Annotated in this window: 11 protein-coding genes; all 11 read right to left on the reverse strand. The window is 60.8% G+C overall.

Features of this window, described 5'->3' with window-relative positions; translation table 11 throughout:
- Window positions 1–65: 65 nt before the first annotated feature.
- Window positions 66–854 carry an amino acid ABC transporter ATP-binding protein gene (locus HX868_RS09730; RefSeq protein WP_246355511.1) on the reverse strand — a complete coding sequence of 263 codons (789 nt, stop codon included), beginning with the start codon at window positions 852–854 and terminating at the stop codon, window positions 66–68.
- A 43-nt stretch (window positions 855–897) separates the two neighbouring features.
- A complete protein-coding gene (locus HX868_RS09735) occupies window positions 898–1,608 on the reverse strand; it encodes an ABC transporter permease (protein ID WP_095013783.1) in 711 nt (236 codons plus the stop codon).
- Window positions 1,605–2,324, reverse strand: coding sequence for an ABC transporter permease (locus HX868_RS09740; protein WP_177002688.1), 720 nt, complete (start codon window positions 2,322–2,324; stop codon window positions 1,605–1,607). The genes HX868_RS09735 and HX868_RS09740 overlap by 4 nt, the downstream gene beginning before the upstream one ends.
- Before the next feature lie 15 nt (window positions 2,325–2,339).
- Complete coding sequence (locus HX868_RS09745; protein WP_177002689.1) at window positions 2,340–3,101, reverse strand: transporter substrate-binding domain-containing protein; 762 nt, start codon at window positions 3,099–3,101, stop codon at window positions 2,340–2,342.
- A gap of 52 nt (window positions 3,102–3,153) precedes the next feature.
- The gene (locus HX868_RS09750) at window positions 3,154–3,897 is read right to left on the reverse strand and encodes a Rossmann-fold NAD(P)-binding domain-containing protein (protein WP_246355512.1); all 744 of its coding nucleotides are present in this window, start codon (window positions 3,895–3,897) and stop codon (window positions 3,154–3,156) included.
- A 357-nt stretch (window positions 3,898–4,254) separates the two neighbouring features.
- On the reverse strand, window positions 4,255–4,431 hold the full coding sequence (locus HX868_RS09755) for a hypothetical protein (protein ID WP_177002690.1): 177 nt from the start codon (window positions 4,429–4,431) through the stop codon (window positions 4,255–4,257).
- Window positions 4,428–5,531: a PepSY-associated TM helix domain-containing protein gene (locus HX868_RS09760; protein ID WP_177002691.1), complete on the reverse strand. Its 1,104-nt coding sequence runs from the start codon at window positions 5,529–5,531 to the stop codon at window positions 4,428–4,430. The genes HX868_RS09755 and HX868_RS09760 overlap by 4 nt, the downstream gene beginning before the upstream one ends.
- A gap of 63 nt (window positions 5,532–5,594) precedes the next feature.
- A complete protein-coding gene (locus HX868_RS09765; RefSeq protein WP_177002692.1) occupies window positions 5,595–8,024 on the reverse strand; it encodes a TonB-dependent siderophore receptor in 2,430 nt (809 codons plus the stop codon).
- 146 nt (window positions 8,025–8,170) lie between these two features.
- A complete protein-coding gene (locus tag HX868_RS09770) occupies window positions 8,171–10,984 on the reverse strand; it encodes an acyltransferase domain-containing protein (protein ID WP_177002693.1) in 2,814 nt (937 codons plus the stop codon).
- 109 nt (window positions 10,985–11,093) lie between these two features.
- A complete protein-coding gene (locus HX868_RS09775; RefSeq protein WP_177002694.1) occupies window positions 11,094–12,089 on the reverse strand; it encodes a FecR domain-containing protein in 996 nt (331 codons plus the stop codon).
- A complete protein-coding gene (locus tag HX868_RS09780) occupies window positions 12,086–12,604 on the reverse strand; it encodes an RNA polymerase sigma factor (protein WP_095013776.1) in 519 nt (172 codons plus the stop codon). The genes HX868_RS09775 and HX868_RS09780 overlap by 4 nt, the downstream gene beginning before the upstream one ends.
- Window positions 12,605–12,624 lie beyond the last annotated feature (20 nt).

Below are 12,624 nucleotides of genomic sequence, written 5' to 3' on the forward strand. Positions count from 1 at the left end.
AGGTAGGTGGAGGGAGTGATTGTACGGAGTCGTCCATACCTTTGACAGGTGCGTTGGCGCGGCTCTCAGTGGTGGATCTGCGCCAGGAATGCTTGAGCCCTGTCGCTCCTGGGGGCGTTAAAAAACTCCTCCGGGGGCAGGTCTTCGACAATGCGTCCTGCGTCGAGGAATAGCACCCGCTCGGCCACTTGGCGGGCAAAGCCCATTTCGTGGGTGACGCACAGCATCGTCATGCCGGTGCCGGCCAATGTGACGATGACCTCCAGCACTTCGTTGACCATTTCCGGGTCGAGTGCCGAGGTGGGTTCGTCGAACAGCATGATTTTCGGCTCCATGCACAACGCACGGGCTATCGCTACCCGCTGTTGCTGGCCACCTGACAGTTGGCTGGGATACTTGTCCGCCTGGTTGGCAATACCGACCTTGCCAAGGTAATGCCGGGCGAGTTCTTCGGCGGCCCTGCGTGCCAGGCCGCGCACCGACATGGGGGCCAATGTGCAGTTCTGCAGGACGGTCATGTGGGGAAACAGGTTGAAGTTCTGGAAGACCATCCCTATCTCTTGCAGCGTTTTATGCCTGGCTGGCGTAGGTTTGCCGAGGTCGGTTCCCAAGGCTCGAATATCACCACTTTGGGCAACTTCAAGGCGGCTGATGCAGCGAATCAAGGTCGACTTTCCCGAGCCGGAAGGCCCGCACAGGACAATGCGCTCACCCTGGCGGACGGTCAGATCAATGGCGTGCAAGACCTGGAAGTTGCCATACCACTTGTTCAACCCGCTGATATGCACCGCGGGTTCTGGCGGTGCCTTGGTTGAAGGGTGAAGATCGTCTGGCGCGATGGTGTACGAATTCATGGCTTGCCCTCTGGACCGTAAGGGTGGGGGTGTTGAAATCGGATTACCCGATATGCTTGCTCAGTGACCGCTCAAGGTGCTTGAGCGCTCGTCTGACCAGTTCGACGATTGCCAGGTACAACGCTGCTGCCCACAGGTAGACCTGGAAATCAAAGCTGCGTGAGAACACCAATTTGGTCACGCCCATCAGGTCATAAAGCGTGACCAGTGAGGCAATGGCGCTGGCCTTGATCATCAGGATCAATTCGTTACCCAGCGGCCCTATGGCCACCAGCAGCGACTGCGGCAGGATGACTTTTCTCAAGGTGGTCCAGCGCGACAGGCCCAGGGTTTGCGCGGCTTCGCGCTGGCCCGGTGCGACAGCGGTCAGGGCCCCGCGCATGATCTCGGCTTGATAGGCCGCGGTGTTCAGGGTGAAGGCCAGCAGGGTGCACAGCCAGGCATCCCGGAAGAACCACCAGAGGCCGACGTCTTGCCAGAAGTGTTTGAATGACCCCAGGCCGTAATACAGCAGGAATAATTGGGCGAGCAGCGGAGAGCCGCGAAAGCAATACACATAGACGCCAGTGAAGCCGCGCAGCCAGCGATGGCTCGACAAACGGCCCAGCGCAATCAGCAGGCCCAGCAGTGCACCGAGACTGAAAGAAATCGCCACGAGTTTAGCGGTGACCAGCAGGCCGTCGATAAAACGGGGGGCGTAACGCTCAAGCAGTTCCAGGTTGAGAAGCCTGCTCAGCCAATGCTCGATGGTCATGACAGAGTACTCCGCTGATGGCGGCTGAAATGTCGCTCCAGAACATGGAACACGCGGCCGGACAGCGCCGAAAAAAGCAGATATGCCAAGCAGGCCACTGTGTAGAACAGCATGGGCTCTTTGGTCACGCTGACCGCCAGGCTGGTCTGGCGCATCAGGTCGACCAGGGAGATGGTCGACACCAGCGAGGTGTCCTTGAGCAGGGACAGCCAGTTATTCGATAGACCGGGCAAGGCAGTGCGCGTCAGTTGTGGCAGGACCACGGTGCGAAAGGTTGTGGCTGTGGACAGGCCCAACACCGCTGCGGCCTCGAATTGACCTTTGTCCACGGTCTTGAAAGCGCTCAACCAGATCTCGCTGGAAAACGCGGCAAACACCAGGCTGAAGGCAATCATGGCCGCGACAAAGGTGTTTATCATCACCTCGCCTTGATAGCCCACGGCGGCGAGCACGTGTTGTGCAGCTATTTGGCAGCCGTAATAAATGAGCAGCAGTGTCAATAGCTCGGGCAGCCCACGGAATACCGTGGAAAATACCGTGGCTCCCGTCCGCAACCAGCGTTGTTTGGAGCGCGCCGCCAAGGCCACTCCGAGGCCCAAGGGTAAGCCGAGCGGCACGCAGGCGAGGGCCAGCGCGAGGGTGACCAAGGCACCGACGAGCAGCGCCCAGCCCCAGCCGCCGCTGGCGAACGATAACAGTGACAATTGTTCGAGCATGCGAGCCCCCGCAGATCAATAGATATCGAAGGCGAAGTAACGGCTGGAAATCTCTTTATAGGTGCCATCGGTGACGATTTCGTCCAGCGCATCGTTCAGTCGCTCACGCAGTGCCACATCGCCCTGGCGTACCACAATTGCAGCGTCGGTATTGGTACCGTCGACGTCCCCGAGGAATTTGCAGCACGCTTTGCCCGCGCCTTCTATCCAGGCCAGCAGCGGGTATTTGTCGGCGATGACGGCGTCCAAGCGCCCGGCTGCCAGGTCGCTGGCGGCTTCGTCCTGGGAGGGGTAGAGCTTCACGGTCGCACCGGCCGCGGCATAGTGTTCTTCGGCGTAGATACCTTGTGTCGAATACGACTGGGTTCCCACCGTCAGGCCTTTGAAATTGGACTGGGCGTTGCTGATGTCCGAGTCTTTGGGCACGGCGATCGACAGCGGTGTGCGGTAATAACGGTCGGTGAAGGCGACCGTCTTTTTGCGCTCCTCGGTGACATTCATCGAGGCAACGATCACATCGTATTTTTTCGCCAGCAGGCCGGGAATCATGCCCTCCCAGTCCTGGGTGACAAAGGTGCACTGCACCTTCATTCGCTCACACAACGCGTTGGCAATGTCGATATCGAAGCCATGCAGTGTATTGGTTGAGTCCACGTAGTTGAACGGTGGGTAAGCCCCTTCACTGGCAATGCGCAGTGTTTCTGCCTGTGCAACACCCGCGGCGGTGCAGAGCAGCCAGGCGGTGGCTGTGGTCATCGTGCTCATCAGCTTTTTCATGTGAATACCTACCTTATTGTTATTGTTGGTTCAGGTGTCATATGGGGGAGGATCAGGGAGACGGCGTGGCCTGGATCAGGCCAAGCGCGAGGCTGGCGATGGCAATGTCCTGGGCGGCAAGGCCGGTCAAGTCAGCGATGGTCACGTCGTCAGCGCTTGTGCGCCCAGGGAGGTTGCCGGCCAGCACGTGCCCCAGCGAGATGTCGGTGGTGTGGGTGATCAACCCGGCGCGAAGGGCGTGGGCGAGTTCTCCGCGTTCGGCACATTGCTGGTGGTCGTCGGTCATGATGACCTGGGCCAACGCGAGTATTTGAGGGTCAAGCTCCTGTTTTCCCTGGCTGTCTGCGCCCATGGCGACGATATGGGTTCCGGGTTTTACAGCGGACACCGGAACGATTGCCTGAGTCGACGGTGTGCAGGTAATCACGACATTGCAGTGTTCGAATACGTCCTCCACCGTTGCGGCCGTTTGGGCGGTCAAGCCCTGATGCGCCAGCTTCTCAACCAGGCGGGTGGCTTTGTTCGGGTCCCGCCCCCAGATGAATACACGCGGGGTCCCGAGGAGCTGTGCAGCCCAGTGAGCCTGTTGTTCGGCCTGATGGCCGGTGCCGAGAATACCCAGCGCGGTGACCTGTGAGGGTGCGCCAGCCTTGGCCGCCAAGGCCCCGGCTGCGGCTGTCCGCCAACTGGTCAACCAGCCCTCGTCATTGAGGATGGCGACGAGCTTGCCGGTGTGTGAGCTGAAGACCAGCATCAGCCCGTTATTGGTTTCCAGCCCCCCTGGATGGGTTTTCATAAAAGCCCATGGCCAGTTTGACCACGAAAGTCTCCCCGCCTCGCATATAGCCGAGCCTGACATGGCAATCCCCGGGAGGCGCCTGAAACAGCAATTCGCCGGGCATGGTACTGACGATGTTGTTTTGGGAATGTTGAATACAGGCGTCGCGTGTCACACGCAGCATGTCACTGCGCTTTAGCACTGCGCGCAGATCGGGAAGGCTATAGATGGGAAACGTCATTGGGTGTTGCCCCGCAGGCTGACGACACTGGATGTGTGGACTGGGGCAGAGATTAATCGAGTTTAAACAAAGTGTATAAATTGTTATTAATATCTAATTATTGCAATGGGGGTTATCTCGATATTGCGCCGGCCTCAGCGGCGCATCAGTCCCCATAGCGCAATGACTGCCGGAACCCCCAACCCGACCCAACTGAGCGAATCCCACAGCCCGTCCCCGAGCAGCGCCGCAAACAAACCGGCGGCGCTGAGCAGGCCAATCCCCAGCGGAATACCAAACACTTTCCAGAAACTCGACTGACGCGGCTTCATGCCTTGCCCGCCTTACGCCGCACGACCCACAAGTAAATCCCACTGACCAGCACGATGATGGTCAGTACATCCAGCGCCGCCCAGAGGATTTTCATCGGCATGCCGCCGTAGTCACCGAAATGCAGCGGCTGGGACATGCCCATGGCGTCCATGTACCACGGCCGCTCGGCGATGGCGGTGACGGCCAGGGTGCTGGCGTCGATCAGCACGGGCGTGAGCAGGTGCGAGGTGAGGTGTGTGCTGCCCTTCATGAACACGGCGTAATGGTGCTCACTGGAAAAGCGTGTGCCGGGGAAGGCGATGAAGTCCGGCTCCATGCCCGGCGCGGCCTTGGCGGCGATGGTCAGCAGCTCGGTAGCGGGTGCACGTTGGGTCAGTGGCGGGGCATTCTTGTAGGGTTCGATCATGGCGCTGAGGCTGTCCTGGCGCCAGGCGGCGATGATCAGGTCGGCGCAGGCGCTGATCACGCCGGTTACGCCCACCACCAACGCCCAGGTCAAGGTGACCACCCCAATCAAGTTATGCAGGTCGAGCCAACGCAGGCGCGTGGATTTGTCCTGGCGCACGGTGGCGAACTTCAAGCGGCGCATGAACGGCAGGTACAACACCGTGCCCGAGATGATCGCCAGCACAAACAGAATGCCCATGAACGCCAGCAACAACTTGCCCGGCAGGCCGGCGAACATGTCCACATGCAGGCGCAGCAGGAACAGGGTCAACCCGCCATTGGCCGCCGGAGTTTCCACCGCTTCACCGGTGCGCGCATCGAGCATGAAGGTGTGGGACGCGTTGGGCTCGGTGCCGGCGGTGGCGGCCATGATCGCGATCACGCCGTTCTTGTCATCTTCGTCCCAGGCCAGGTACTGCATGGCTTCGCCAGGGCGATGGGCCTGCGCCTTGGCCACCAGCTGCTCCAGGTTGAGCTGCGGTGTGTCGGCAGGCATTTGCGCCAATTCCGGCTCGTTGCCCAGCAGGTGGTCGATCTCATGGTGAAACACCAGCGGCAGGCCGGTGAGGGCGAGCAGCAGCAGGAATACCGTGCAGATCAGGCTGGTCCAGGTGTGGATGAAGGACCAGCGGCGGATGGTTTTGCTTTTCATTTTTTCAACCTTCAGACACACCAAGGCCGCCCACAGAGGCGGCCCGGTTGTTAACTCAGCCGATTACCATTGGTAGGTGGCGCTGGCGACAACGCTGCGTTGATCGCCGAAGTAGCAGTAGTTGCCATCACAGGTCGACAGGTAGTCCTTGTTGAACAGGTTGGTGGCATTCAACTTGACCGAAGCACCTTTGAGGCTGTTATCCAGGCGGCCCAGGTCGTAATGCACCGAACCGTCGAACACGGTATAGGCGTTGGCCTTGCCGAGCCAGGTGTTGGCCTGGTCGCCATAGGTGTTGCCGGTGTAGCGCGCGCCGAAGCCGATGCCGAAGCCATCGAGCGGGCCGGTGTGCCACGTGTAGTCAGTCCACAGCGACGCTTGCTGGTTGGGCATCAATGTCAGGCGGTTGCCTTTGTAGATGCCTTTTTGCACCTCGGACTTGGCCAAGGTGTAGGCCGCGATGACCTTGAGATTTTCGGTCACGTCAGACACGGCTTCCAGCTCCAGACCCTTGACCTTCACTTCGCCGGTCTGGCTGTTGATTTGCTGGCCCCCTGCGCCGAGCGTCGTGACTTGCACGTTTTTCTGGGTCAGGTCGTACACCGCTGCGCTCAGCAAGGTATTGGAGCCGGGCGGCTGATACTTGACGCCCATTTCCCACTGCTTGCCTTCCGTCGGTTTGAAGGTCTTGGTGGCGTTGGTATCGGCGTTGCTCGCCGGCTGGAAGGACTCGGCGTAGGACAAGTACGGTACGAAGCCCGAATCGAACACATAGCTCAGCGCCGCGTTGCCGCTGAAATGCTTGATGCGGTCAGTATTGGTCGCGTCGTTATCGTTGAAGTACGTGGTGCCCTGATGCACCCAGTCTTCACGCCCACCCAGGGTCAGGCGCCATTTGTCCAAGGCCATTTGGTCCTGCACGTAGAGGCCGGTCTGTACGGTTTTCTGGTTGTAGTCGTAGAAAGGCCGCACGCCGGTTGGGCGCAGCGTCGGCGTGGTATTGATCGGGTTGAAGATGTTGATGTTTGACGCGGTGCCGTAAATCGCACGGTAGGACGTGTCGGTGCGTTGGTGATCCAGGCCGAGCAACAGGGTGTGGATAACGTCGCCCGTGGCGAAATCCGCCTGGAAATTGTTATCCACCGCGAACTGGCCAATGCTTTCGTTGACGTTGGTGGTCGAGCGGCTGATATCGCCCGCGGCATTTGCCGGGGAAAATGCATAGGAGCCCACGGTCAACTGCCGGAAGTCCAGTTCCGACTTGGTGTAGCGCAGGTTCTGCTTGAACTGCCAGGTGTCATTGAAACGGTGTTCGAACGCATAGCCCAGTGCGTAGTAGGTGCGGTCGTAGAACTCGTAGTCCGGGTCGCCCAGGTTCTTGTGGTGGGAAACGTCACCCAGCGGCGACTTGATCTTGGTGCCCTGGATCGGCATGAACTGGCTGGTCGTGCCCGTATCGTCCCGCGTGAACTGCGACAAGAAGGTCAGCTTGGTATCCGGATCGATGTTCCACGTCAGGCTTGGCGCAAGGTTGTAGCGCTTGTTGTCGATGTGGTCGACCTGGGTGCCGGCGTCGCGCACCACGCCGCTGAGGCCGTAGAGGAACTGGCCGTCATCGTCGATCTTGCCGGTGCTGGCGAAGTTGATCTGGCGGTAGTTGTCGCTGCCGTATTGCACCTGGACGGCGTTGCTCGACTCCTCGCTGGGGCGACGGCTGACCATGTCCAACAGGCCGCCCGGCGGGGTCTGGCCGTACACCGAGGAGGCCGGGCCGCGCAGCAGGGCGAGGCGGTCGAGGTTCCAGGTCTCGGCCTTCGGGTTGGCGTACACGCCACGTGGCAGTGGCAGACCGTCGAGGAACTGGGTGGGTTCGAAGCCACGTACACGCATCCAGTCGTAGCGGGTGTCGCTGCCGTAGCTGGCGGACACGATGCCCGGCATGTATTTCACCGCGTCATCCAGGTTCTGCACGTTGCGGTCTTGCATCTGCTCGCGAGTGGCGACCGAGATCGAACGCGGGGCCTCGACCAGCGCGGTGTCGGTCTTGGTGCCGGCGGCGGTGCGTTTGGCCAGGTAGCCGTCGACCGGGCCCCAGGCGCTTTCATAGCTGTCCTGGCCGGTGATATTGGTGGTCGGCAACGCCACGACGCCTTCTGGAATAGCCACCAGGGTGTAGGTCCCCGCACTGCTCTGTTCCAACTGCAACCCGGTGCCACGCAGTGCTTCACGCAGCGCACCCGGCGCATCGAACTGGCCCTGGACCGGCGCCGAGGTCTTGCCCGACGCCAAGGCCGGGCTGAGGGTCAGCGCCAGGCCGCCCTGGCTGGCGATCTGGTTCAGGGTGGTGGCCAGGGGGGCCGCCGGCAGATTGTAGGTACGCACGCTAGACGCCTGCTCCGCGGCGATCAGCGTAGTGCTGGCCAGCGGGGCACTGAGGGCAATGGCCACGGCTAACAGGCTGGGGCGCAACAAGGTGTCTAGCGTGCGGGACATGGGGCGGCTCCTGAATGGAAATATTTCTCAATTGCCTAGGTGCCGGACGAGAATCGAAAAGTGATAGGGCCAAATGAAAATAAATCTGTGAGTGTTCACAACTCTTCGCACTGCATGGCCCTGAAGGTTCAGGTGTGTTGTGAGGTTTAGCCCTGCGCCCATCGCAGTTTAGCGGCCAAGGCGTCCGGGTAAGTTTCTGCACTGGCGATTGCCGCACGCGTCGCATCACCCTGGCCGAAGGCCTCGATCAACAGCGTGACGTGGGTGGCCAGGAAGTCGCTGCGTTGATTGAGGTGTTCCTCCAGTGCCCGGTAGCGCTTGCCGTCCATGAACCCTTCGCTGAGAAACCAGGCCGCGTGTTTGTTCAGGTAGTCGAGTACGTACAGGTCGTACAACGCGCTCACCAGATCTTTTGCAAGCCCAGGCGGCAGTGAGTTGCCGGCCTTTACCGCACTCTCGATGGCAAGGCGCTGGGCATGCGCCTCGCCAGCGCGTGCAACCACCATCAGTTTTGAGTTCCAGACCGGCATGTCGTCCTCTCCCTGAGCCCGGTGTGCGGCGACATGGTGGGCCACCTCCGTGAGCAAACGGTATTCCAGGGTGCGGACCATGCTCAGCCCGTAGTCAACGTCGTCCAGGTTCGCGTGCGGGTCCGGATGGGCGGGCTCGGTCAAGGGTTGGCCAATCAGGACCTTAGCGGCATCCAGCAGGATCATGCGGTTGTTGCCACCGGCGTCCTGGTAGATCTTGGCCATGCCTTCATAGTCGGCGAAGCGATTGAGGTTGAGCGCCCCGGCCACGCCGCAGCGCAAGCGGCATTCGGTGGCCACGGCCTCAGCGGCGGGCGCACACAGGGCTTTGGTCAGCGCCAGGGTCTGGCTGATGGCGGCCCAGGGTGTCCATGTCGCATCACCCGTGCCGGTTGTTTGCAGGGAGGCCTGGGTGGCGGTGCCTTCGATCCATAGGCGGGCGGAGTCATTGGCAAAGCATTTCATGACGTACGCTGTCGCCAGGCAGCCGAATAACGCCCGGCGCTGTGTGCGAAAGTCCAGCAAGCCTGTGCCGTTGCCGATTCTCGCCTGGGTGGTGCGCCGGTTGGCGTGAGTCAGGGCCAGGGTTGCACAGGCCAGCATGACGGAGCTCAAGCCGGTGCCGACCATCGCCCACACGTTCTTGGGGGCGAACAGTGAGCGGATCAGACGGCGGTCAGTGCTGCCCAGTGGGTCTTGAAAGCGGTTGGACTGATCAATGTTCGCTCCGTCACACAGCCACGCGTCAAAAGAGACGCGGACCTGATTAAAACGCAACAAGCCGTAATCCAACGGTACGGCGCGAATTTCTGCTGGTGAAGACATTTCAATGCCAGGGCATGGACCCTGTGTGTCGCTTAATGGCAAGACAAAGGCGAAGACACCACAGCGTTGGTCCTGAACCTTCAACTCGGCAAACACCACGCCCAACTTGTTGAAGTCATTGATACCGACATTGGCAAATTTCAGCGCAGCGTTGTTGGGTGTGTTCAACACAAACGTGCGCGTGTCGGTGTCGAACACCGCCTCCAGGCAGGGGCCCATGTGTGAGTTGCTACGGCCGATTTCAGTTAGCGCGTAGACCCCCAGACTTTCGCCCTTCTCCAGCTCGCGCCGCCACCTGGCGGCATGCGGGTGGTCCTGTTCGAACGCCAGGAGTGTGCCGATGCACAAACCCTGCTGAATCACGCACCCCATGAACAGTGACGGATCATTGATCGCCGCGTGGGTAGCCAGGGCCATCAACCACTCCGGTTGTTTGAACCCGTGGATACCGTCGGGCAGTTGCTTGAGCAGATGCTGTAAGCGCTGATAGGTTTGGCGGTGGCCGTCGTGGAAGGTCAGGTTGGTTTGCGGATGCAACTCAGGGTCGCTGAAGGTTTGAGCCATGTGCGCATGGGCCTGGGCGGTGACGGGCCCGTTGGCCAGTTGGCGCAGAGTGTCCAGGGTATGTGAGTCGGCCAGTAGTTGGCGAAGTTCACTAGGTGGGGCGGCGAGGGGCGTGTAGGTCTTGGCATCGCGCAGGCTTTTGAGGATGCACATCGACATGCCTTTGTTCACGCCCATGTCGATAAACACGCGGCATTTGTCGGGTGGCAACGCGGCCAGTGTCTTGGGCAGGTCGGTGCGGTCGGTCACGCCCAAGGTGAACAGCTTGTGCAGGTCATCCCCTTGCTGGTAACAGCCCTCCAAAACGGTCGAATAGATGGGGGTCCTGAACGGCTGTTGCTCCAGGGGTTGGAGCAGTGCGTTCATGAGTTCTGCGACATGCCGATGCGCCGAGTAATGGGAAGCGTAGGCGATCGACACCCAGCGCAACGGCGGGGTGCTGTCGCCGTAACGTTCAAGCAGAGCGTGCAATGCGTCCATTTTTCCGCTGATGATGCATTGCTCAGGGGCATTGACCGATCCCAACTCCAGCTTCAGTTCAGGCCACCTGTCGAGCAGCGCTTGCGTCATCTCCGGCGACAAGTTGACCAGCAACATGCCGCCGCGGCCTTCTTCACTACGGTAGGCCGCATTGAGGGCGCAGACCGCACGCACGCCCTGCTCAATGCTCAGTACACCGGCGCACACTCGCGCAGCAATCTCACCAAAACTCTGTGCGACAATCAGTGCCGGTCGCACGCCTGCGTCGTGGAGCAGTTGGTTGAGCACCATGGCCGCACCATACAGGGCCAGTTGCGTGACTCCGGAAGGCAGCGGCAAGGCATGCTGATGGGTCAGTAACACTTGGGTGACCAAGCCGGGCTGCAGGCCGGGTTCGTGCTGCGCGGCTTCGTGTTCGATGAGCGCCAGTATGGCATCTATCGAGGTACGCAATTCCTCGGCGTGTTGGTGCAGGTCAGCCAAGGCACCGCAGGGGTCGTTGCCTTGGCCGGGGAAGCAGAAGGCAAAAGTGTGCCGGGTGATGTGTGGGAGCGTCGACATGGTTTCATCCTCATAGAACAACTAGGGATGTCTATTGAAGGACGTTACGGTACGGATGAAACCTGTGAGGGATTACAGTTTTTTAGACGCGTTCGAAATGACGGTCTATTCATTTCGCACTAAGTGATTCGGTGTTTTTCGCCTTGGCGTTCACCGTGACCCACCACGGCGTATGCTGCTCGATCTGCACCGGCAATGTCGGCAGCAGTGCATTGAGCGCCAGCGTGGTGTCGTGCAACGGGAAGCTGCCGGTGATGCGCAGGTCAGCCACGTTTTTATCCACACCCAGGTAACCGGTGCGGTAACGGCTGAGTTCCGCAACCACATCACCCAGGCGCGCGTTGTCGACCACCAGCATGCCGCGGGTCCAGGCGTCGGTGGCGGGGGTAACGGCAAGCGCAGGGCCAAGGCCATCGCTGCGCATCAGCACTTGCTGGCCTTCCTTGAAGATCTGTTCCTGCTGCAGCGCCTCGGGCTGGGCGGCCACGGCCGATTGCAGCACGCTCAAGCGCGTGGCGTCGTCTTCGCGCTTGACGATAAACCGCGTGCCCAGCGCCCGCAGGCTGCCGTCGCGGGTTTGCACATAGAATGGGCGCGCGTCGTTGTGGCCGGTCTCGACCAGGATTTCGCCCTCCTGCAACACGATCAGCCGGCGTTTTTCATCAAAACGCACGTCGATGGCGCTGTGGGTGTTGAGGTTGATCAGCGTGCCGTCCGCCAGCTTCAACGTGCGCTGCTCGCCAGTGGCGGTGCGTTGGTCGGCCAGCCAATAGTGGATCGGTACATAGCGTTCACCGGCAAACAGCGCCAGGCCAATCACCAGCGCGATACTTGCAAGGCCACTGCCCAGCTTGCGCACACGTTGGCGAATGCCTTCACGCGATTGCAGCAACGCCGCCCGCGCCGGGCCCGAGGCCACACTGAAACGCTGGTCGAGCATGCCCAACTGGCGCCAGGCGCGGGCGTGTTCTTCGTCGCCGGCCAGCCATTTATTGAATTCTTCACGCTCAATTGCGCTGCCATCGCCCGAATCGAGGGACAGCTGCCAGGCAATCGCCGCATCCAGCACGCGGGCCGAGACCGGTTTGGAACTGATCACCGTCACAGCGGCTCGCCATACAGCGCGACGTAGCACTGGCGAATGCCCTGGGCCAGGTACTGGCGCACGCGGGGTACCGACACGCCGAGGCGCTGGGCGATTTCGGCGTGGCCCATGCCGTCGAGGCGGTTATAGAGGAAGGCGGCGCGGGCCTTGCTCGACAACTTGCCGAGCAGGCGGTCGATGGCCTTGAGGTCTTCGAGGATCAGTTGCTGTTCTTCCGGCGACGGGTGTTCGCTTTCCGGGATCAGCATCAGTTCAGTGAGGTACGCCTGTTCCAGGGCCGCGCGACGGAAGTAGTCGAACAGCAAGCCCTTGGCGATTGCCACCAGGAAAGCCCTTGGTTCGCGGGGTTCGCGCAGCTCATCACGGCCGAGCAGGCGCATGAAGGTGTCCTGGCTCAGGTCTTCGGCGCGGCTCGGGCAGGCCACGTTGCGTCGAAGCCAGGCCAGCAGCCAGCCACGATGGTCGCGATACAACGCGCCAACAAGCTCACTGTGTGGGTTCTGGATCGACGACAAGGCATCACCTGGTAAACGCG

The organism is Pseudomonas reactans (assembly GCF_013385825.1).
GTDB lineage: Bacteria > Pseudomonadota > Gammaproteobacteria > Pseudomonadales > Pseudomonadaceae > Aquipseudomonas > Aquipseudomonas reactans.

Excerpts from the sequence above, each read along its gene's own strand:
- HX868_RS09740 (WP_177002688.1), bottom strand. The coding sequence starts at position 2,324 with ATGCTCGAACAATTGTCACTGTTATCGTTCGCCAGCGGCGGCTGGGGC.
- HX868_RS09765 (WP_177002692.1), bottom strand. The coding sequence starts at position 8,024 with ATGTCCCGCACGCTAGACACCTTGTTGCGCCCCAGCCTGTTAGCCGTG.
- HX868_RS09760 (WP_177002691.1), bottom strand. The coding sequence starts at position 5,531 with ATGAAAAGCAAAACCATCCGCCGCTGGTCCTTCATCCACACCTGGACC.
- HX868_RS09735 (WP_095013783.1), bottom strand. The coding sequence starts at position 1,608 with ATGACCATCGAGCATTGGCTGAGCAGGCTTCTCAACCTGGAACTGCTT.
- HX868_RS09745 (WP_177002689.1), bottom strand. The coding sequence starts at position 3,101 with ATGAAAAAGCTGATGAGCACGATGACCACAGCCACCGCCTGGCTGCTC.
- HX868_RS09750 (WP_246355512.1), bottom strand. The coding sequence starts at position 3,897 with ATGAAAACCCATCCAGGGGGGCTGGAAACCAATAACGGGCTGATGCTG.
- HX868_RS09730 (WP_246355511.1), bottom strand. The coding sequence starts at position 854 with ATGAATTCGTACACCATCGCGCCAGACGATCTTCACCCTTCAACCAAG.
- HX868_RS09755 (WP_177002690.1), bottom strand. The coding sequence starts at position 4,431 with ATGAAGCCGCGTCAGTCGAGTTTCTGGAAAGTGTTTGGTATTCCGCTG.
- HX868_RS09770 (WP_177002693.1), bottom strand. The coding sequence starts at position 10,984 with ATGTCGACGCTCCCACACATCACCCGGCACACTTTTGCCTTCTGCTTC.